This window comes from Paenibacillus sp. FSL M8-0228, assembly GCF_038007385.1.
GTDB lineage: Bacteria > Bacillota > Bacilli > Paenibacillales > Paenibacillaceae > Paenibacillus > Paenibacillus polymyxa_D.
On the sequence record NZ_JBBOXA010000001.1, the window covers coordinates 3,549,155 to 3,570,525 of the forward strand.

General features: G+C 46.6%; 19 protein-coding genes. 5 read left to right on the plus strand and 14 right to left on the minus strand.

All coding sequences use genetic code 11. The features are described 5' to 3' along the window. The first annotated feature begins 212 nt into the window (after positions 1-212). The 3 genes from MKY98_RS15825 to MKY98_RS15835 all read left to right on the plus strand — a co-directional run bounded on the left by MKY98_RS15825 (position 213) and on the right by MKY98_RS15835 (position 1,738). Positions 213-614, plus strand: a complete 402-nt coding sequence (locus MKY98_RS15825; protein WP_069012741.1) for a hypothetical protein — start codon at positions 213-215, stop codon at positions 612-614. A 227-nt stretch (positions 615-841) separates the two neighbouring features. After that, complete coding sequence (locus MKY98_RS15830) at positions 842-1,297, plus strand: spore germination protein (protein WP_256026139.1); 456 nt, start codon at positions 842-844, stop codon at positions 1,295-1,297. A gap of 201 nt (positions 1,298-1,498) precedes the next feature. Continuing rightward, the gene (locus MKY98_RS15835) at positions 1,499-1,738 is read left to right on the plus strand and encodes a Ger(x)C family spore germination C-terminal domain-containing protein (protein ID WP_341011011.1); all 240 of its coding nucleotides are present in this window, start codon (positions 1,499-1,501) and stop codon (positions 1,736-1,738) included. A gap of 14 nt (positions 1,739-1,752) precedes the next feature. Here the strand turns inward: MKY98_RS15835 and MKY98_RS15840 are convergent, their stop codons facing one another. Continuing rightward, positions 1,753-4,278, minus strand: coding sequence for a transglycosylase domain-containing protein (locus tag MKY98_RS15840; protein ID WP_069012743.1), 2,526 nt, complete (start codon positions 4,276-4,278; stop codon positions 1,753-1,755). Positions 4,279-4,495: 217 nt separating this feature from the next. Here MKY98_RS15840 and MKY98_RS15845 point away from each other — a divergent pair, with 217 nt between their 5' ends. Further along, complete coding sequence (locus MKY98_RS15845; protein ID WP_029517212.1) at positions 4,496-5,764, plus strand: DNA polymerase IV; 1,269 nt, start codon at positions 4,496-4,498, stop codon at positions 5,762-5,764. A 150-nt stretch (positions 5,765-5,914) separates the two neighbouring features. On the opposite strand, the gene MKY98_RS15850 is transcribed toward MKY98_RS15845, so the two are convergent. The 4 genes from MKY98_RS15850 to MKY98_RS15865 form a co-directional block, all read right to left on the minus strand. Further along, positions 5,915-6,202, minus strand: coding sequence for a stage VI sporulation protein F (locus MKY98_RS15850; RefSeq protein ID WP_013310877.1), 288 nt, complete (start codon positions 6,200-6,202; stop codon positions 5,915-5,917). 111 nt (positions 6,203-6,313) lie between these two features. Next, positions 6,314-8,362: an ATP-dependent DNA helicase RecG gene (recG, locus tag MKY98_RS15855; protein WP_069012744.1), complete on the minus strand. Its 2,049-nt coding sequence runs from the start codon at positions 8,360-8,362 to the stop codon at positions 6,314-6,316. Between the two features lies 1 nt (position 8,363). Further along, a complete protein-coding gene (locus MKY98_RS15860) occupies positions 8,364-9,233 on the minus strand; it encodes a DegV family protein (protein WP_069012745.1) in 870 nt (289 codons plus the stop codon). A 49-nt stretch (positions 9,234-9,282) separates the two neighbouring features. After that, a complete protein-coding gene (locus MKY98_RS15865) occupies positions 9,283-11,067 on the minus strand; it encodes a DAK2 domain-containing protein (protein WP_069012746.1) in 1,785 nt (594 codons plus the stop codon). A 509-nt stretch (positions 11,068-11,576) separates the two neighbouring features. Here MKY98_RS15865 and rpmB point away from each other — a divergent pair. Beyond that, on the plus strand, positions 11,577-11,765 hold the full coding sequence (rpmB, locus tag MKY98_RS15870; RefSeq protein ID WP_013310881.1) for a 50S ribosomal protein L28: 189 nt from the start codon (positions 11,577-11,579) through the stop codon (positions 11,763-11,765). A 224-nt stretch (positions 11,766-11,989) separates the two neighbouring features. Here the strand turns inward: rpmB and spoVM are convergent, their stop codons facing one another. The 9 genes from spoVM to def form a co-directional block, all read right to left on the minus strand. Further along, positions 11,990-12,070 (minus strand): stage V sporulation protein SpoVM, encoded by an 81-nt coding sequence (gene spoVM, locus MKY98_RS15875; RefSeq protein WP_010345573.1) that lies wholly within the window; start codon positions 12,068-12,070, stop codon positions 11,990-11,992. A 390-nt stretch (positions 12,071-12,460) separates the two neighbouring features. Then, a complete protein-coding gene (gene rpe, locus MKY98_RS15880) occupies positions 12,461-13,129 on the minus strand; it encodes a ribulose-phosphate 3-epimerase (RefSeq protein WP_029517208.1) in 669 nt (222 codons plus the stop codon). A gap of 4 nt (positions 13,130-13,133) precedes the next feature. After that, complete coding sequence (rsgA, locus tag MKY98_RS15885; RefSeq protein WP_029517207.1) at positions 13,134-14,051, minus strand: ribosome small subunit-dependent GTPase A; 918 nt, start codon at positions 14,049-14,051, stop codon at positions 13,134-13,136. Between the two features lie 72 nt (positions 14,052-14,123). Continuing rightward, positions 14,124-16,403, minus strand: a complete 2,280-nt coding sequence (pknB, locus tag MKY98_RS15890) for a Stk1 family PASTA domain-containing Ser/Thr kinase (RefSeq protein WP_069012747.1) — start codon at positions 16,401-16,403, stop codon at positions 14,124-14,126. Further along, on the minus strand, positions 16,400-17,176 hold the full coding sequence (locus tag MKY98_RS15895; RefSeq protein ID WP_069012748.1) for a Stp1/IreP family PP2C-type Ser/Thr phosphatase: 777 nt from the start codon (positions 17,174-17,176) through the stop codon (positions 16,400-16,402). The genes pknB and MKY98_RS15895 overlap by 4 nt, the downstream gene beginning before the upstream one ends. Positions 17,177-17,182: 6 nt before the next feature. Further along, positions 17,183-18,223: a 23S rRNA (adenine(2503)-C(2))-methyltransferase RlmN gene (gene rlmN / locus MKY98_RS15900; protein WP_029517204.1), complete on the minus strand. Its 1,041-nt coding sequence runs from the start codon at positions 18,221-18,223 to the stop codon at positions 17,183-17,185. Positions 18,224-18,410: 187 nt separating this feature from the next. Continuing rightward, positions 18,411-19,826, minus strand: coding sequence for a 16S rRNA (cytosine(967)-C(5))-methyltransferase RsmB (rsmB, locus tag MKY98_RS15905; protein ID WP_029517203.1), 1,416 nt, complete (start codon positions 19,824-19,826; stop codon positions 18,411-18,413). Beyond that, positions 19,823-20,782, minus strand: a complete 960-nt coding sequence (fmt, locus tag MKY98_RS15910; protein WP_069012749.1) for a methionyl-tRNA formyltransferase — start codon at positions 20,780-20,782, stop codon at positions 19,823-19,825. The genes rsmB and fmt overlap by 4 nt, the downstream gene beginning before the upstream one ends. A 6-nt stretch (positions 20,783-20,788) precedes the next feature. Further along, on the minus strand, positions 20,789-21,286 hold the full coding sequence (def, locus tag MKY98_RS15915) for a peptide deformylase (RefSeq protein ID WP_029517201.1): 498 nt from the start codon (positions 21,284-21,286) through the stop codon (positions 20,789-20,791). Positions 21,287-21,371: the final 85 nt, after the last annotated feature.

Consider the following 21,371-nt stretch of genomic DNA (forward strand, 5'->3'; position numbering starts at 1 on the left):
CCATTAGCTTAACATAAACTCTGTTTGACTGTCATTGGCGATAAACGTAAGATTCTTTACATAATGGCACATGGGTATCGCTCCCCATCACTTTTCCAATAATTGATGATTGCTTTAACCATGGAAAAATTCCTATGATGAGGTATAAATAGAACATACGTTCTATATACTGATTATATATTGTATTCTTACTCGGAGTAAAGGAGATTTTTATGCCAAGCCAAAAGATACTGAACCACAAGAGCAAAGCTCCTTTACCTTCTGAAGAAGACACAGGGCTGGTCAAGATGTGTGTACTTTTAACTCTTGTTCTGGATGTGCTGGAACGAGACATTCATATTATAAATACCTCTCCTCTAAAAATGCCCGATTTGTATGTTCGTAGCCTGACTGGAGTACAACAGCGCGTAGCTGTTCAATTAGCAGAGACAAAAGCGCGAATGAAAACACTAGGAATTAAAATTTACAGCGAAATCCGAAATCATGAAGGCGTAGAGGTTTTGTATGTATGCCGTGGCTATCAAAGGCGATTTTTCATGCTTTCGTCCTTTGCTCGCAGCGAGGTCCGGCGGAAACTGGGACACTATCTAGGAATTGATCCGACGCAAGATTAAGCCTCCTTGTAATCTGGTGATTCAAGAATGGATAAGTCACCAGATCATGGATAAACTCAGTCCATTGGGCACACATTATGCCTATCTCATCCAAAAGGAGGTGCTCTCTTGGCTGGACATGACGCAGCTTCCGTTGAATTAAACAGAAATGTTTGAGCAGTTATCCATCAATCTGAATCTGATTCGCAAACAAATTGTCACCCCGTCACTGGTTGTACGCTCTTTATGTGGGATCTAAAACCCGAACTAAAATCGTTATTGTCTATGTTCAAGACTTGGCTAATCCTGAGCTGGTGAAAGCAGTGAAAACGAGAATTAAAGCAATCTCCTCCGATATGGCGCTCCCTCCCGTTTTTATTCAAGAATTTAAGGAGGACAATTCTTATTCTCTTCCCTCAATAGCTCAGACGGAACGACCGGATCGTGTGACCGCCAATCTAATGGAGGGACGGATTGCGATTTTGGTTGATGGTAGCCCAACTACTCTAATAGCTCCCATCTCTTTTTCTGCATTTTACCAAAGCCCAGACGATTATCACGCTCGTTGGATTATTAGTTCATTTCTAAGAACGATTCGAATGACGAGCTTTTTAATCACTTTTACGCTGCTTGCCATTTACATTGCGACGATTACTTTTCATCCAGCTATTTTGCCGTTAGAGCTGGCGCATATCATCAAATAATAACTAGGAATTGGTTCTACGCCCAATAATTTTACTTATTTCCCGCTAATTGTGTTCCCTTTTTCCGCTGCTAATTCTATCCTATCTCTTCAAAAAAAAGGAGGGGCCTGAAACATAAAAAAGAGCAGAGCGCTTGGAATGCTGGCTCTACTCATATTTATAACAGGCTGCTGGGATCAGAACAATTTGAAGGATGCCCGATTGGCAAATGCATCAGCTTATGATCTCACTCCTGAAGGCGTGTTGTCGCAAACGCTAGAGACTGTAGATGATCCTCAAAGCAATCAGGAAAATGGATGTGATGCCTTTGGCGTAGACAGACAGTTGATCGCTCATCATCCAGTAGTATGGAAAAGTGTAGATTGGAATGAAGAATACCCCAATGTTCGTTTTCATCCGCAGGTCACTGTAGACATTGTTGGGAACGGCATTTTAAACTAAACCGTTCCTGTCGTTTAGTTTTTGGGTTGATCAGATATTATTTCTGGATAAGTAACTTCGTCAGATTGGTTTTTTGGAGTCTCACTCTGGCTTTCCGATTCAGAAGGAGTCTCCTGTTCATTTTCAACAGAAGGTTGCGAAGTATCTGTTGATGGCACATCATTGTTCTCATCAGGCATATCTACCTCTGTGTCTGCGTCAGGAACAGCAGGATCCGTTTCCTCTGGTGGAATTTTCTCTTGATCTATTGCAGGGACCTCAACCTCTGGGACTGCTTTTTCCTTGATATCTGGTTTGGATGGGACCACTGGTCTAGCAGAACGCGGAATCTGTTCTCTTCCAACCTCGGTAGGCACATATTTTTGATTAAACCAGTCAGTCACGAGTTGACCCGATTGACGGGAATAACGCCCTGGTAGCTTACCTGTAAGGCTAGAAACCGTAACTCTTACAACACCTTCCGGCTGTATAAAGTGCTTATTCTTAAAAAGCTCAGGCTGGTCCTTGACCGCCTCATTCATGATCAGTGCCCACACTGACTGTGCTCTGGAATGACCTTCTTGAGATAATGTATTAACCTGTTGGCGGTAACCAGCCCAGACGCCTAGTGTAACGTCAGGTGTGTACCCCATAAACCACACATCACCAAAGTTTTGTGTCGTACCGGTTTTACCGGCGATATCAATGTCACCGTAGCTTTTAAAAGTATTTTGCAGACGTTTGCCAGTTCCCCTCGGATCTGATATAACCGTTTTGAGCATATCCGTCATCAAAAATGCGGTTTGCTGCGAATATACACGTCTCGTCTGCGGTTTAAATTCATATACGATCTTCCCGTTGGCATCCGTAATTTTGCTGATCAGATGAGGTGCATTATATACACCCATATTGGGAATCGTTCCATATGCTGCGGTCAGTTCCTCGACGGATACCCCTTTACTTAGTCCACCCAAAACCCCTGTCTGAGCATGTTCATCCTGCGGCTGAATCGTCGTAATTCCAAGAGAACGCACAAAATTCCAAGCGTTAGGAATTTTAACTTCATATAAGAACAGCCTCAGCGCAGGGATGTTGATTGACCGATTGAGTGCTTCACGGGCTGTCATAAGCCCCTCGTACCGTCTGTTATAATTTTTAGGAATATGATAACCTTTACGTCCGTCTTTCAATATGATTTGTGAATCATCAATAAGACCGGCTGGCTGAGTGTAGCCTTTTTCCAAAGCAGGTAAATAAGCAGCAATAGGCTTCATGGCAGAACCGGGCTGACGTGTCATTTGAGTTGCATAGTTCATTTGCTCGGTATTAAAATCTCTGCCCTCGATCATACCAAGTACAGCCCCTGTTTTATGATCAATCATGATTGCTGCAATCTGCTCTAATCCCTTCTTCTTACTGTATGGAGAAAAGTTTTGTGGATTGGCTGCAATCTGCCGCATATTATTATAAATTTTCTTATTTATCGTTGTATAAATTCGATATCCGGACCTTTGCAACTCTTCTCGCGTATTTTGAAGAAGCTCGGCATGCTCAGGCTTGGAAATTTCGGCTGGCGTGATATCCGGATTTTGCTGGAGCGCTAACAATTGGGCCGCTTCCCGCTCTGTCTCCAGCATCAAATAAGGGAATGTGTTATAACTTTTTTCGCGATGTGGCGCAAGAGTGGCTTTCACATCAAATTGAAGCGCCTCATTATATTCGGATAGCGTAAGTTTACCTGTTGCCAGCATTCTTCCCAACACGACACGTTGACGCTCCATCGCTTTATTGAAGCCTTCTTCATCAAAGTTCCCTTTACCATCAAAAGCGGAATAAACAGATGGCAGTTGCGGGAGACCTGCCAAATAAGCCGCCTGAGCAATATGAAGCTTATGTAGATCACTTACATTGAAAATTCCTAACGAAGCAGACTTGATTCCATATAAATTGTAACCAGCGGAACCATTACCAAAAGGCATTTTGTTTAAGTAAGCCGTTAATATTTTATCCTTGCCCATAAACCGTTCCATACGCAATGCTAGCAGCATTTCCTTCACCTTGCGGCTGTCCGTCTTATCCAGACTGAGAAAAACCCTTCGGGCTACCTGCTGCGTCAGTGTGCTGCCGCCTGTTTGGCGGTTTTCATTCAAAAGCTTCTGCTTAACGGCACGAGCTGTTCCCTTTAAATCCACACCACGGTGCTCATAAAATTGGCTGTCTTCCGTTGAAATGAGGGCGTCCACAATCGACTGAGGGACATCCTTCAGATCAACGAGCTGTCGATCCTCCTCCATGCGCATTCTTCCAACCGGAGTTACCTGATCATTAAAAAATACAAAGCTGGTCAGAGCGTTCTCATTTACCTTTTCATATATCAACTGACGTGATCGTACAGGTTCATCATGAACCAGTGCCGCTACATAGCCGGATATAAGACCTCCAGCAAATAGCAATCCAAGTACACCCGCAAACGAGAACCACTTGATATTAATTAGCAAAACTCTGCCAAAAATACGCCACCTACTGCGTTTTTGAGATGATGGTCGACGTTTTGGGTTCATAAAAATGGTTTTCTCCCCTCAATATTCATTCATTTCCAACTTGTTTTTGCTCAAGATATTATGATACGCCATGTTAGGTTTTACGTAAACTCTAACGTTCCAAAAAATACATTTGTATTAGGAACACTTGTTCTGTATATAATACTACTATAAGAGTATACATTCAAGAATATTTTGGTAGGATGATCAACACCTATCAGGAGAGGAGGTCGAATTTTTGAAGGAACGCAGAAATAGAACCATATTCTTATCGGACTGCCAAAGTTTTTATACCAGCATCGAAAAAGCAGATGATCCCAAATACCAACATAAGCCACTCGTTGTGGCCGGTGACCCTGCACTTCGTTCAGGCATTATTTTAGCTGCATGTCCGCTGGCCAAAAAATACGGTATATCTACAGCAGAACGTCTGGGAGAAGCGGTGAAAAAATGTCCTGACCTTATCATTGTACGCCCGCGTATGCAGCATTATATCGATGTCTCATTAAAAATAACAGAAATCTATAATGAATATACGGATTTGGTTGAAGTTTTCAGCATTGATGAACAGTTTCTGGATATGAGCGGAAGTCTCTCTCTGTTCGGAGATCCGGTGAGTATTGCAAGTGAAATTCAGCAAAAGGTACTGGCACAAACAGGAGTATGGATTCGAATTGGCATCAGCTCCAACAAAATGCTGGCTAAAACCGCGACAGATATATGGGCTAAAAAAAATGACAGTGGCATTTTCTTGTTGCCTACATCCGATATTGCAGCGTTGCTGTGGCCTCAGCCAGTACGTCTTATGTTCGGCATTGGTTCGCGTATGGAACGGCATTTGGAGAAGCTTGGACTACACACCATTGGAGATATCGCACGTACCCCCTTACCCCGGCTACAGGACAGATTCCGGTCTCATTTCGGCAAGCAGTCCGATATTCAGGCAGAGGTGATATGGCGGACTGCTAACGGGATCGATCACAGCCCGGTCAAGCCGGAAACATTTAATACACCTCCCAAATCCATCGGTCATATGATGACTCTTCCCCGCGACTATCTCCAGCCTGCGGAAGTGGAAACCATCCTGCTTGAACTAACAGAAGAGGTGTGTCGGGACGCCCGCCGCAAAGGATATATGGGCTCAGTTGTGACTGTTCATTGTATATGCAGTCCCTACGAGGCACCAACTGGGTTCTCCCGACAAATGAAGATACCCGATCCTACAAACCATACCCAAAAAGTATATGAAACCGTTAAAAAAATCTTTTATACTTTTTGGAATCATATGCCCGTGAAGCGCGCAGGGGTTACTTTAAGCGGATTGGTGGATGATCAACTATATCAGTTGGATTTATTTGAGGATCAGGAGCGATCCCGTGCTTTGGAAAAGGTGACGGACACTTTAAAGGATCGGTATGGTCAGTCCATCATCATGCGAGCATCATCGTTAACAGATGCCGGGCAGGCCATGGAACGCTCTATCAAAATTGGCGGTCATTACAAATAAAAAGTCTCATGATAAGTGCACACTAGCTATTGCCCGGGGAATGAACTAAAACAAACCAAAAAGGATCGCCTGATATCAGGCAATCCTTTTTTTATCTGTGCTTCACAAAAAAACATGGAGAACGCTTTGAAGCACCTCTTCAAATAGCAATCAACGGAACATTCCCCACAGCTTGATTAGATGAAATGTATTGGACGGATCAATTTTTTGTGCCAATACGAAGGCGGTCAATTGCTCCTCCTGCGCAGCCGTCAAACGCTCGTTTAAAATAGCAGAAGTGGACTTCACAAGATGACGCACCTTAGCTTTATTTTGCAGGTCCGCTTTAGTCACACCTTCAATCTGCTGCTTAACCCGCTCCTTGAGCGCACGATTCTTCATTTTCAACTTAATCCGCTCCACCAGTTGCGGACTGATTCCATATTGCTGATAGCTCAATGTTGCCACACCTCCCATATCATTCGGTCATTCCCAAATATATGACGGCCAGCCTGTCCATTGTGCCTATCTGTTTAAAACGTTTAAAACAATCTCATAATTCATGGTGGATTAATCGATGAGATCCCCCTGAAAAATCTGCTCTTTTTGCAAATAACCGCGCAATGCTTCATACTGCGGAGATGTCCAAAAGGACGCATCCTTGATCAGATCAGTTGCATCCTCACGCGCCTTTTCCAGCACCTCAAAATCCGCTACCATATCTGCTAAACGAAACTCGGGTAGCCCACTCTGCTTGGTACCAAAAAAGTCACCCGGCCCCCTCAAATCCAGATCGCGTCTAGCCACCTCAAAACCATCGTCCGTATCGGTCATAACCTTCATCCGCTCCTGACCAACCTCCGACTTAGGGTCAGCGATCAATACGCAATACGAGGCATGTGCACCCCGTCCGACTCGTCCACGTAATTGATGTAACTGGGATAGTCCAAAACGATCCGCATCCATAATGATCATTAGTGTCGCATTGGGAACGTCTACCCCTACCTCCACAACCGTCGTTGAAACGAGCAACTGAATTTCATTCGCATAGAAAGAACGCATAACTTCTTCCTTTTCTGCGGGAGTCATTCGTCCATGTAATAGCCCAACGCGGTAATGTGGAAAAGCCTGCTGCATTTGAATATGCAAATCGATGGCATTCTGTACGTCTAGCTTCTCCGACTCTTCAATCAACGGACAAATCAGATAAGCCTGCCGTCCCTGGTCTACCTCGCGGGAAATAAAACCAAGTACCCGATCCATCAGTTCGTGCTTCACCCAATAGGTGGAAATTGGAATACGCCCCTTCGGCCGCTCTGACAACGTAGAAACATCCATATCGCCAAACGCAGTGATGGCCAGCGTACGAGGGATCGGTGTGGCCGTCATCGTCAGCACATCGGGATTATAGCCTTTGCGACGCAGTACACTTCGCTGGTTCACTCCGAATCTATGCTGCTCATCCGTTACAACAAGCCCAAGCTGACGAAAATATACATCCTCCTGAATGAGAGCATGGGTGCCTACTACAATGTCCAGCAGACCCATTTGGAGAGCAGCTAGCAGTTCCTTACGCTTCTTCCCGGTTGTACTCCCAGTCAGTAGACCAACGCTGATTCCAAAGGGCTCAAACAGCTTGTGAAGCGATCGCATGTGCTGCTCGGCCAATATTTCGGTTGGCACCATCAGCGCTCCCTGAAAACCGGAACGTACTGTGGCAAATAAACCGATGGCAGCAACAACTGTTTTACCTGACCCAACATCCCCCTGAAGCAGACGGTTCATACAATTAGGTGAGCGTAGATCGTGCAGTATTTCAAGCTCTACCTTCTTCTGTGCATCCGTTAATTCAAAAGGCAAAGCCCTTACAAATTCACGAATCGTGGCGTTATCCACCGTATGTACCACCCCGTCCGCACGACCGCGATTTAACGCCCGGAATGCCTGCATTTTCAGCTGAAATAAAAACAGTTCCTCATACACCATCCGCCGACGAGCCTCTTGCCCCTCGCGGTTGTCCTGAGGCTGGTGTATACCCGCAATAGCCTGCTTGCGCGGCATCATACTATATTTGCGTACAAGCAACTCAGGCAATATTTCGGGGATCATTTCACCAAACTGCTGGAGCGTCTGGTTCATTATTTTTCGCATCCAGCTTTGGGTGATCTTGCCGCCTATAGAGTACACCGGTTGAAGTGTCCCCGAGCGGGCTACTCCTTTATCAGGAAACTCAGAATCTGCAACAGTCATCTGCATACGTTTGAGGTCCCATTTACCAGTCACCACAATTTCACGACCTGAGGTTAGCTGTTCCTTCATGAAATGCCGATTAAACCACGTTGCGGTAAACATCCAATCCTCGGCCATCAATTTACAAGTCAACCTTGATTTGCGCCCGTAACGCTGAAGCACTGGAATGCCCATAATTTTGGCTTGTACCGTAATCTTATCTCCGTCCTTCACTTCGCTTAGCGAGCGCAGTCGGTAATCTTCATACCGAAACGGATAATACTCCAGCATATCCTGTATGTTAAAAATGCCAAAAGCGTGAAGCTCTCCCTCTTTGAGAGCACTCACGCCATGTATTTGTTTTAAAGGTATTTGATCCAATTGCAGCATATTACCTCTCATCTCCGGCCGGCCACACAAAAATGCCAATCGTTCCTGGCCCTACATGGGTCCCAATCACAGCGCCAAGTTCAGTATATATTCGATCTCCTAGCTCAAAATGCTCTGCCAGCTGAGCCACGAACGCTTCTGCCACTGAGCGATCTGCCGTATGGCCCACAGCAATATTAATTTTTTGGCCTTTTAAGTCCCGCTCCAGTAGTTCAATAATTCTCGCTGTCGCTTTTTTATGCCCTCTCGCCTTATCAACTGAATAAATAATGCCTTCTTTGTCAATCGAAAGTATCGGCTTAATGTTAAGCAACGTGCCCACCATTGCCGCTGCCTTACCAATACGTCCGCCTTTTTGTAAGTATTGCAGGGTATCCACCAGGAAATACAAACAACGGCGCTCTCCACGACGTTCCACAGCCCGAACAATATCAGCCGGGGAGTGCCCGGCTGCCGCCAGCTCTGCCGCATAAACCACTAGCATACCGTATCCGTATGAAGCTGATTTGGAATCCACCACAGTCACTCTATGTTCATGCTTCTCCAGCATGGATTTGCCCAGCAGAGCAGACTGATACGTTCCGCTCACACCCGAGGATAAATGGATAGAGATAATCTGGCTCTCAGGGTATTGCTCCAATAGTGTCGTGTATGTCTCCAAAAAACGGGCTGGTGAAGGCTGTGAAGTCGTAGGCAGCTCATCAGCCCGTACCAGTTCGCTGTAAAACTGCGCCGCTGACATCTCAATGCCGTCCAGGTAAGTTGTGCTGCCGAACATCACTGTCAGTGGTACAACGACTATACCGAGACGGTCTGCTAATTCCGGTGGAATATCAGCCGTGCTATCCGTCAAAATGATGGTACTACTCATCAGTCAGACCTCCTTTTGTAGTGGACTTCCATGGACGCGCAAAAGCACATCAGGTTTCCACTGAGAACAAATAAGGATAAATCGGCTGACCACCTTCATGAACTTCCACTTCAGCATCCGCATAATTTTCTTCAATCCATGCAACAAGCTGATCTGTGTCTTGTTGATTCGCGTCCGAACCTGTAAGAATCGTAACAATTTCATCGCCATTCACCAGCATTTTCGCTAGCAAAAGACGGGACGTTGCCATTAAGTGTTCCTCGGTCGCAACAATCTTGGAATCCTGAATACCGATGTAGTGCCCTGCTGTAATATGCAGATCATCAAGCGTCGTATCCCGTACCGCGTAGGTCACTTGCCCAGACTTCACCCGGGTGACTGCGTCACGCATATTGTCCTGATTTACCTCAAAAGCCTCTTCCTCCTGGAAGGCAAATGCTGCCACAATGCCCTGAGGAATTGTTTTGCTCGGAATAACCGACACCAAACGTTCCATCTCTAGCAGTTCACGTGCTTGTTCTGCCGCCAAAATAATATTGGAATTATTCGGAAGAATAAAAATATGTTGAGCCGCAATCGAGCGGGCCGCATTAACGAAGTCCTCTGTGCTCGGATTCATTGTTTGGCCGCCAGCAAGGACAACATCGACGCCTAAACTTCTGAAAATATCAGCAATTCCTTCACCGGAAGCCACAGCTATAAAACCAAAGGATGCCAGTTCATGAGCGGGAGGCTCAGACGGCTCTTCCTCACGTACAGGCTCTGTTGGTATTTCAGCAAACCACTCAGGCTCAGGAGCAACATCCATACCCGCAGACAACAAATCACGATGCTGCTCGCGCATATTTAAAATACGAATCTGTGTAATTTCTCCGTAACGCAGTGCCAAATTCAGTACTTCACCAGGAGCCTTAGAATGCACGTGAACCTTGATGACGTCATCGTCTGAAATCACGATAATAGAATCACCATCTACAGATAACGCTTTCCGGAAGGCTTCCTCATCAAAATAGGTACCTTGCGCATCGCCCAGTTGTCGATTAATAAAAAACTCCATATCATACAAAAATTCAATATTATCCGTTTCGAGCTTCGCTTGCGCAGAAATCGGCGCATCTGGGGAAGGAACAACTGCAGGAGCAGTAGGTCTCTCCGATACGTGAGGAGCAAAAACCTGGCGCGCATTATCACTTTTTGCAATTGGAGACGTCACCAAGCCGCTTCCAAGATGCTGCATAAAGCCTTCATAAATATACACAAGACCTTGCCCACCCGAATCTACAACTCCTACTTGCTTCAGTACAGGGAGCATGTCCTGCGTCATGGCAAGCGTTTCCTTCGCTTTGGCAAGCACTTCTTCCATCAGTTCCGTGATATCGTTCGTCCGGCGCGAGAAAAACACAGCATGCCTGGCCGCTTCCTTCGCCACGGTAAGAATTGTACCCTCCACCGGCTTAACCACCGCCTTGTAGGCCGCATCCACCCCGCTCTGCAATGCCGATGCGAACTGAAGGGTATTCAATTCCTCGTATGGGGCAGCGTAACGGCTGAAGCCACGAAACAACTGAGACAGGATAACCCCTGAATTGCCGCGGGCTCCCATCAGCAAACCTTTGGATAATATGCCGGACATGACACCGATGGAGGAAGAATCCCCCCTCTTTAATTCCGTTACGCCCGCGCTCATCGTCAAATTCATGTTGGTTCCCGTATCACCGTCTGGCACCGGGAATACATTTAGTGAATTGACATGTTCCGCATGCTGCTGTAATTGTTCCGCCCCGGCTAAAACCATTGCGGTAAAATCTGTTCCATTCAAAGAACGATTACTCAAGAGAATTCCCCTTCCTAGCTTAATACACTTGTTTTACTATCAACCTTCACCACACCTTATTCAACTGTGCCTACAGGTTCAATTAAATTATACTAAAGCCAGACGACGAATACGAATGTCACACTTTCATAAGCTCTTGTACTCACGTCTGGTCGTTCTTCTACAGGTCATATACAATGAAAAACCAGTCAACTGCCCCACAATAAATCATCGGCTGGAATGATAACTATAGTCCCGCCTCTGAACCGCCGGCATGACTGGAATAAGAATTCACATTCCATTTAAATACAAAATAATCGCAACAATAACTATCCCATATTGTACTATAATGCGAAAGAGAAATAAATAAAGTTTTTGAATCAGTTGACGGAGCTTTTTTGACTATGATATTATATTTAAGTATTGTTTTGTTCAGGTTAGTGACTTACAAAGTCCGGCTGACCCAGTCGGCCTGAAGAGAGACCCGTTCCATATGGAATTTGGTTATTTTCAGAATAGGAGGTGGAATCATGTCTCGTAAATGTTCTGTAACAGGCAAAAAGCCTGGCAGCGGTAACCACGTATCTCACGCTAACAACCGTAATCGCCGTACTTGGGGCGTCAACGTACAAAAAGTTCGCATTCTCGTTAACGGTAAACCGAAACGCGTTTATGTCAGCACTCGTGCATTGAAAGCCGGTAAAGTGACTCGCGTGTAGTCGTAAAAAAATATCGTTATAAACAAAAGGCACCTCGTTTTAAACGGGTGCTTTTTTGGTTATTCGAAAAGTAATATCCGCCTAGTTCAGGAGAACAAAATGTCAGGCACCTTCCCGTGCGTTCTTATCTTTTACTACCGAGCTACCTATCTGTTATGCCCGGGAAGCGTGCCCTGTGTACCTCTAGCTTTCATCCTACATCCTGTGTTTACATTACGTTGAATTCAGTTTTTCTGGAATGTATTCAAAATGGCTTTAACGAATCCACCCAGAAATTTTGGCAGCTTGATTGTGTAAAACTTCATGCCTCACCCTCCCCATCATCCTCCTGCATCCGTTCTCTGTAGTTTATGCAACCTGTCAAGGGTTGTTACCCCACAAAAAAAGGCTACATGAGAATCCCGCTCATGTAACCATATTTATGCACAACCATCCCAGGCTATACCATCAGACAAGTCCGCGAACATAGAGATATGCTGAGAGTATGAAAATAAACAGGATATAATAAAGTACGCTGCACACCACAAAACCTATTCGTAAACCACGCCGTTCATTTTTACGAAAATAAAACAGCACAACTAGAACAGCCAAAAGTGAAAGAACGGCATTCCAAGGAGCCTTCACAAGCGAGAAACAGCTAAGGGTCAACCCCGTCGCCATGCTCGCGACAGTCATCCACAATGCTTCGGTCAGCTTCACTTGGACAAACGAGCTGCACTGTCCCGAATCGTAGCAATAGCCGCTGCGCGGTCTGCTCTGCCGAATACCGCACTACCAGCCACCAGCACGTTAGCCCCCGCTTCAAATACGGCTGGTGCCGTCTCCTCCGCAATACCTCCGTCTACCTCGATATGTACGTCTGGACGACCCAATTCGTTCAACCAAGCACGGATTTGTCTGATTTTATTCAACGTCTCTGGAATGAAGGACTGTCCTCCAAAGCCAGGATTGACCGTCATCACTAGAATCATATCTACATTTGGCAGCACTTCCTTGATCGCGTATGGTGAAGTACCCGGATTGAGAGCCACTCCAGCCAGAGCGCCTTGCTGCTTGATCAAGTGAAGGACACCATGCAAATGAACACACGCCTCAGCATGAACAGTGATGATATCGGCTCCTGCTTTTACGAAATCGCCAATATAACGTTCAGGATGCTCAATCATCAGATGAACATCCAAGGGAAGAGTCGTATGCGGACGAATAGCCTGAACGATAGGTGGCCCCAATGTAATATTGGATACAAAATGCCCATCCATTACATCCACATGAATCCAGTCTGCCCCTCCTGCCGCAGCTTCCGCAACTTCACTGCCCAAGCGAGCAAAATCAGCGGATAAAATCGACGGTGCTATTTTTAACATAAACTTAGTACCTCCGTTTTTTTTCTTTTAATTCCTGATAGAACTGCAAATAGCTATCATACCGTCCCTGTGAAATATGTCCTTCTTCCAGGGCCTCTCTTACTTTACAGCCAGGCTCGTGAATATGGGTACACCCCCGAAATTTACATCCTTCCGCATACTGCTGGAATTCACGAAAACAGGGAGATAGTTCATCCACACCCAGCTCCAGAAAATCCAACTGGCTAAACCCCGGCGTATCTGCTACAAACCCTCCGTTGTCTAAAGGAATAAGCTCTACATGACGAGTCGTATGTCTTCCTCGGCCCAGCTTATTGCTTATGGCGCTCGTCTCGAGCGTTAACCCAGGCTCCAAAGCATTAAGCATGGAAGACTTCCCTACACCTGACTGCCCGGAAAACACGCTGATTTGACCAGCCAACAGCTTCTTAAGCTCAACCGTTCCTTCTCCGGTACGGGCACTGGTTACCAGCACTTCATAACCGATCTTCCGGTACATTTCCTGAACGGTCAGCACGGTGTCATCCTCTGAAGGGCTGCCTTCATACAAATCGCGCTTAGTCAGACAGATAATCGTATCCAGCCCGGCGTGCTCAATATGGACTAAAAATTTATCCAGTAAAGGCAGGTTTAAATCCGGCTCACGTAAGGAAAACAGCAGCACAGCAAGCGTGGTATTAGCTACCGGAGGACGAATCAGCTCCGTTGTACGCTTTCTAATCTCCTTGACCATACCTTCCCCGTTCTCAGTCAGTTCGTAAACGACCCGATCACCGACAAGAGGCGTGATCTCTTTTTTCTTAAAAATGCCGCGTGCTCTGCATTGTACCGTAGCTTCGCCAGATACCGGACGCCCATCCTGATCCAGGCTGGAGACATAATAATATCCGCTAAGCGCCTTGACGATCAGACCTTCAGGCATGTGTAAGATGTCCTCCTTCATAATGTTTAAGTTTTATTGCGTATAGCAGGTTAAGCATCTCCTATTGCACGTTTACTGATGCTGAACAGCCTCAATCACTTTTTCCTTCTTTTTGTGGGAAGCGTGACCTTGGTTGTTTTTATGGCTAACTGCCAACTCACTGCGCGTAGCCCCCGTGGAATTCGTTCCAGGAACAAAGGCAGAAGGGTCACCATTACCTCCTGTGCCCTCCTGATTGTTCGAGTCGCCTCCACCGTCACCACTATCATTAGAAGATCCCCCGTTATCACCTTCCTCGCCGTTTCCACTTCCATTTTGCGAGGAATTACCATCAGGTGTATCCGTTGGTGAAGTTCCAGCAGGTGGGGCAATTTGAGGCATCGTCACTGTTCCATTTTTCGCATCAATATAAGAGACCGGATACGTATCAATAAAGTCACCATCTCTAAATACTGAGACAACACTGTCTTTGTTCGGAGCCATTAGCAGGTTGATAGTGAACACCTGTGTCGTATTAATTGTACGGCTTCCCCATTCCTGATTTTCTCCACGTGCATCCGTATAAGTAATACGAATTTTGCTGTTTTTACCCTCTTCCTTCGGTGCAACAGGCACATTAAATGGCAGCGTAATCGCTTCTGGCGGGTAACCAGTGCTTACATAAAACGTAATTTCCGTATTTGGTGGCAACTCACTGCCTGCCTCGGACGGCCATTGTTTGGTTACTCTTCCTTTTTCCTGCTCATAGCTAAATTCTTCTTTAATCGAGCCAACCTTCAGCCCTGCCTTTTTGACCTCATTTTCCGCTTGGTTCTGCGTTTTCCCTACGAGACTTGGCATTTTCACAGTGTCAGCGCCCTTGCTGACTGTGAGCACAACTTGGACTGAATCCTTATCAAATGGCTCATTTGCAGCTGGAGTCTGACTAAGGACGGTCCCAACGGCCTGATCACTGAACTGCTCATTTTGCTGAATCTGCGTCTCCTTAATTTGCTGGGCGGTCAGCAGCTTAACAGCATTCTCGTAGCTTTGGCCTTTTACATCCGGCATTGGGGTGAGCGGCTTGGCAATCCCGACTTTCAGACTAATCTTGGTTCCTTCCTTGACTAAAGAATCTGCAGGATAGCTTTGATAAAATACAATTCCAGGCGCGATCCCCTCTTTGTATTCATGCTGGATTGGCTCCTCAATGAGTAAACCCGCTTTACTGAGATTAACCTTCGCTTGGTCTTCTGTTTGTGTCAATACACCTGGTACTTTTACCTCAGGCACGACAAGTACACTTTGCACATAGTACACCACTCCGCCCATGCACAGAAGTAACACCAACACTAGTGTTACCCACAAGATCGCTTTTTTTCTATTTTTCTTGGACGATTGCTTGCTCGGAAGCTGTTCAGACTCACGCGGTTGGGCAGGTACATCTTCCCCGCTAGAAGACATCCCTAATTGTTGAGGCTTAATAGCCGGAATAACCCGTGTTTGATCCTCATCATCCAAATGTGTAAACTCCAGCTTGGATTCATTACGCCGTCCCGGCAGCAAACAGGTTTCCAAATCTTTTAGCATTTCATCTGCCGATTGATAACGCTCTTCTGGATTTTTGCGCATGGATTTTAGAATGACATTTTCCACACTTTGCGGAATCAACGGATTAATTTTACGCGGTTCCTCAAACTCCTCTTGCAAATGCTTGAGCGCTACACTAATTGGACTTTCTCCGAGGAAAGGGAGCTGCGCCGTCAGCATTTGATATAAGACAATACCTAAAGAATATAAGTCCGATTTTTCGCCGGTGACGACACCCTTTGCATGCTCAGGTGAAAAATAATGAACAGAACCTACAACAGAACCCGTCTGGGTAATGGTCGTTGACGTAACAGCTCTAGCAATCCCAAAATCGGTTACCTTAACCCGTCCATTACGTCCAATTAATATATTATGTGGCTTGATGTCTCGGTGAATGATCTGATTTTGGTGAGCATGCTCCAGCGCATCACAAATCTGGGAAGCAATCCGTACTGCTTCATCCACTTGCAATGGCGCACGTTCTTTAATAATCTCATTCAAATTTTTACCTTCGATGCACTCCATTACAATATAATGGATTTCATCCTCTTGGCCGACATCATAAATACTGACCACATTCGAATGCGAAAGCGAAGCCGCAGACTGCGCCTCACGCCGAAACCGGCGAATAAATTCCTCGTCATGAACAAATTGCTGGCGCAACACTTTAACTGCAACATTGCGATTCAGCAAAATGTCTTGAGCCTTGTACACCAGAGCCATACCGCCGCCACCGATACGCTCAATAATTTCGTATCTTCCCCCTAGCAGGTGCCCGATCATGCGTCACACCCCTTTTCATTCAATGAAACCGTGTCATCGGGCAATTCAAACAAAGCTACAGTAATGTTATCGTCTCCTCCGGCAAGCAACGCCAGATGTAGCAGACGATCCGCACGCTCCTCCAAAGGATTCTCTGCGGCACCTACTACTTTACTGATTTGTTCTTCCGTTACCAGATTGCTTAATCCGTCGCTACACAGTAACAGTACATCGCCTTTTTCCAGCGTAATGGAGTCAATATCCACTTTCACCTCGGAATCAGTGCCCAGCGCCCGTGTCAGTACATTGCGACGAGGATGGTTCTCCCGTTCTTCCTTACTGATCTGACCGTTTTTGAACAGCTCGTTAACCAAAGTATGGTCTTCTGTAAGCTGACGTACCGCTCCTTTGGATATGACATAGGCGCGACTGTCACCGATATGTCCGATAATTCCGGATGCGTCGTATAGTAAAACCGCAACAACTGTCGTTCCCATATTATGATACTTCTCATCGCGTGCAGCCGTCTGGAAGATGACTTCATTGGCATGCAAAATAGCGTCGCTGAGCGCCGCCGTCAAAGAATGTGCGGATAATCCGCTCTCCAGCGTCGCCAAATCAGCGGCAAGTGTCTCTACCGCAAGGCGGCTGGCCGTATCACCGGCCAAATGCCCCCCCATACCATCGGCAACAATCCCAAGAATATAGCCTTGCTCTAAGTGCCTGATCCAGGCAGAATCCTCATTCACCGAACGTACACGTCCGACATGGCTGACATGAACTGTTTTGATCAAATGGTTTCACCCCAACTCCATATGCTTTGCACGCAACTGACCGCAGGCAGCGGCAATATCGTGACCCTGTTCACGCCGGATCGTCACATTGACGCCTTTTTCGGCAAGAATACGTTGAAAATTAAAAATATCGCTACGCGATGTGCGCACATACTTGCGCTCAGGCACATGGTTGACTGGAATCAAATTAACGTGACACAGCATGTCCTTTAACACATCCGCTAGCTCTTCAGCATGTTCTGCCTGATCGTTTACCCCACCAATCAGGGCATATTCAAACGAAATTCTCCGCCCCGTCTTAGCAAGATAGTAACGTAGAGAATCCATAACATCCTTAAAGGGATAACGCCGATTTACAGGCATTAGCTTCGACCGAAGTGCATCATTAGGCGCATGAATGGATATTGCCAGATTAATCTGGGTATCCTCGTCGGCAAATTTATAAATATTCGGTACAATACCGCTGGTCGACACTGTGATATGACGTTGACCAATGTTCAGACCTTTTTCATGAACCATTGTACGCAAAAACGTCATGGTCGCTTCATAGTTTTCAAAAGGCTCGCCCGAGCCCATAATCACGATGCTGCTCACTCGTTCATTCGTTTTATCCAAAATTTTCTGAGCCTGTACTACCTGTGCAGTAATTTCACCAGCTGTCAGGTTCCGTTTGAGGCCTCCAAGCGTCGAAGCGCAGAAAGTACAACCAATTCGGCAACCCACTTGTGTCGTTACACAAATACTGTTTCCGTAATTGTGTCTCATAATGACCGTTTCAATGGCATGATCATCATGCAAACCGAACAGGAATTTTACTGTACCGTCCTTAGATTCCAACTTTGTAATTTCACTAAGCGTCACAAAACTAAATTGCTCCTCAAGCTTCTCTCTCAGCGCCTTGGGCAAATTCGTCATCTCGCTGAAATCATTGACCCGCTTCACATACAGCCAGTCAAAAATTTGTCCTCCACGAAAAGCAGGCTCGCCATTGTTCTTGGCCCAGTCCTGAAGCTCCTCCAAAGTTAAATCATATATAAAAGGTTTCATCAATGTTTGCACCCGTTCCTTCTTCATTAAGTTCTGTTTGATCGCAGATCGTATTTTTCATTCTTCCTATTTTAGCACAAATCCCTGAGGGGGTAAAAATTTTTCGTCTTCATGCAAAAAACCGCCGGAAATGTTCCGGCGGAATGTGGAAATGCTGGTGGGCAGCTGCATGGAATTCTCTTCCGCTCTATTTCACCCGACGTAGGCGCGCGATATAAAATCCGTCGCTGTGGAAATGCTGCGGTAACAGCTGTACCGAGCCTCCCTGTATACTATCCATTTCGCGGCTCACGTCCGGGAAGGAATGACCCTCTGCCAATTCATACTCCGAATGTTCGCTTAAAAACCGAGTCAATTGTCCTTCATTTTCGTCCGGCTCAATCGTGCATGTACTGTATACCAGAATGCCACCTGGCTTCAACAGTCCCGCCACACTATCCAGCAGCTCATGCTGAAGCTGTGTAATGTCGCGAACATCCTGCGCAGTTTTGCTCCAACGCAGGTCCGGTTTACGACGAATTACTCCAAAGCCAGAGCATGGTGCATCCAGCAAAATACGGTCAAAAGAAGCTGGGGCATATCGTTCCTTCAGTTCTAGCGCATCACCAGTGACTGTTTCCACGGCATCCAGGCCAAGTCGTTTAGCCTGTTCACGGATTAATTGATGCTTATGGGCATGCAGATCATTTGCAACGATCCGACCGCGATCCTTCATCAGCTCAGCCATATGAGCTGTTTTGCCGCCTGGAGCGGCACAGCAATCCAGTACCAGCATACCGGGCTCAGGAGCAACTGCTTCGGCAACGAGCATAGAGCTTTCATCCTGTACGGACAGCGAGCCGTCCGTATACCACGAGGTAAGCGCCATATTGCCACCGCTACGAACAACAATCCCATAGGGACTAACTGCCGAAGGAACGGCATCAAGTCCTTTTGAGCGCATCTCGTCCAGCAGCTGATCACGGCTGGTCATTGTCGTATTCACCCGTACGCTGACCGCAGGGGGCTCATTATTAGCCTGACAGATAGCCTCAGCAGTATCTGCACCGTATTGCTTAATCCAACGCTTAACCAGCCACTGTGGATGAGAATGTTCTAATGAAATCCGTTCCTCTGGTGACAAATCGTCAGGAATACGCAGCTTGTCCGGCTCACGCAGCATGCTGCGGAGCACGCCGTTGACCATACCGGAAATCCCCTGATGCCCACGACGCTTGGCAATGGTCACCGCTTCACTAACGACTGCATGATCCGGAACTCGATCCAGATACACCACCTGATACACACTCATCCGCAGCAACGAACGTACCCAAGCCTGAAGCTTGGCCGTTCCTTTTTGAACAAATTTATTCAAAAAATAATCAAGTGTATTTCGGCGTGCGACTGTACCGTATACAAGTTCAGTCGCCAGACCAGCGTCACTTGCAGATAAACCTGCCTGCTGAAGTCGACGATTTAACTCAAGATTGCTATACGCACCCTCTTGCTCCACACCGGTCAACACATCAAGTGCAACTTCCCGCGCCGTCTGTTTGCGAGTATTGCCGGATCTGGCACCCACTCCCTTGCCTTTGCCTCCCTGACGGGAGTGACTCCCGCTCATCCGAGCACCGTGCCTGGCTTCATCTGTCCGCCGCGCGCAAAGGTTCCGGCATCCATAACCTTTTTGCCAGCCGGTTGAACCTGAGTCAGCCAAAGAGTTCCTTCGCCTGTCTGCACCTCAATGCCACGAGCGGTCAATTGAAGAACCGTTCCGGGTGCTGGAGCATTTGAGCCACTCACTTCATTATTTATGAAAGGCTGCTCAGCAGCCCATATTTTAAAAACATTTTCCTCCCAAAGCGTAAACGCGCCCGAAAAAGGAACAAGGCCGCGGATCCGGTTGTATATCTGCTGTGCATTGTCACTCCACGAAATACGCTCATCGTCGCGGTTCAGATTCGGAGCATAGGTCGCCTCGTCCTCGTTTTGCGGCGTACGGTCTGATTGCCCAGCCAGCAATTTAGGCAGCTCGCCCTGCAAAAGCTTTGCTCCAGCTACGCTTAGCTTCTCAAAAATCGTACCGGAGGTATCCTCCGGTCCTATAGCAACCTCAACTCGCGATATCATATCGCCAGTATCCAGTCCTTCCGCCATATACATCAGCGTCACACCCGTCACGGTCTCACCGTTAATAATCGCACGCTGGATCGGTGCACCTCCCCGATAACGGGGAAGTAACGAACCATGCACATTCAGGCAGCCGAAACGAGGCAGGTCTAGTACGGATTTTGGCAAAATTTGCCCATAGGCTGCGGTTACGATCAGATCAGGACGCAGCTCCGCCACCTGAGCCACCGCTTCTGGCTGGCGCAGGCGGGTCGGTTGCAGTACAGGTAATCCGCGTTTTTCTGCCGCTTCCTTAACTGGTGTAGGCGTCAATATTTTTTTCCGTCCCTGTGGCTTATCGGGCTGTGTAATCACACCGACCACGTTATAACCATTATCCAATAACATGTTCAACGATGGCACTGCAAACTCAGGCGTACCCATAAAGATAATACGAATGTCTTGACTCATCGAACCTCACTCTCCTATCTGACGGTTCGGTCCTGGCTGTTCCAGCGCAACCTCATATACTTTTTCTGCAATATCCGTGAACAAAATTCCATTTAAATGGTCGATTTCATGCTGAAAAGCACGAGAAAGCAATCCTGTCGCTGTAACGGTAATGGCCTTACCCTCGCGGTCCAGTCCCTTGACTGTAACTTTCTCGGCACGACGCACATCCCCGTTCAACCCTGGTATACTCAGGCAGCCTTCTGGACCCAAGTCCTCCCCTTCTTCGGCCACGATTTCTGGGTTGATCATTTTAATCAAACCATGTTCATCTCCAGCATCTACAACGATGAGACGCTTCAAAATACCTACTTGCGGAGCAGCAAGACCTACACCCTCCGCTTCATACATCGTATCTGCCATATCGTCGAGCAGCTTTTGCACGTTAGGTGTAATTTTAGTAACTTCCTTTGCTACTTTGTGCAATACATCATCCGGCTCCAACACTATAATTCTAATTGACATGACAACAGAACACCTTCCTCTTTATCCTTTTTCCTTCGTTTAGGCTTAACTGTATTCATCACAAACGCGACTGCTACATTATCCT

Coding starts and splice junctions, on each gene's coding strand:
- MKY98_RS15825 (WP_069012741.1), top strand. CDS start 213: ATGCCAAGCCAAAAGATACTGAACCACAAGAGCAAAGCTCCTTTACCT.
- MKY98_RS15840 (WP_069012743.1), bottom strand. CDS start 4,278: ATGAACCCAAAACGTCGACCATCATCTCAAAAACGCAGTAGGTGGCGT.
- recG (WP_069012744.1), bottom strand. CDS start 8,362: ATGCTGCAATTGGATCAAATACCTTTAAAACAAATACATGGCGTGAGT.
- MKY98_RS15860 (WP_069012745.1), bottom strand. CDS start 9,233: ATGAGTAGTACCATCATTTTGACGGATAGCACGGCTGATATTCCACCG.
- rpmB (WP_013310881.1), top strand. CDS start 11,577: ATGTCTCGTAAATGTTCTGTAACAGGCAAAAAGCCTGGCAGCGGTAAC.
- spoVM (WP_010345573.1), bottom strand. CDS start 12,070: ATGAAGTTTTACACAATCAAGCTGCCAAAATTTCTGGGTGGATTCGTT.
- rpe (WP_029517208.1), bottom strand. CDS start 13,129: ATGTTAAAAATAGCACCGTCGATTTTATCCGCTGATTTTGCTCGCTTG.
- rsgA (WP_029517207.1), bottom strand. CDS start 14,051: ATGCCTGAAGGTCTGATCGTCAAGGCGCTTAGCGGATATTATTATGTC.
- pknB (WP_069012747.1), bottom strand. CDS start 16,403: ATGATCGGGCACCTGCTAGGGGGAAGATACGAAATTATTGAGCGTATC.
- rlmN (WP_029517204.1), bottom strand. CDS start 18,223: ATGAAACCTTTTATATATGATTTAACTTTGGAGGAGCTTCAGGACTGG.
- rsmB (WP_029517203.1), bottom strand. CDS start 19,826: ATGAGCGGGAGTCACTCCCGTCAGGGAGGCAAAGGCAAGGGAGTGGGT.
- fmt (WP_069012749.1), bottom strand. CDS start 20,782: ATGAGTCAAGACATTCGTATTATCTTTATGGGTACGCCTGAGTTTGCA.
- def (WP_029517201.1), bottom strand. CDS start 21,286: ATGTCAATTAGAATTATAGTGTTGGAGCCGGATGATGTATTGCACAAA.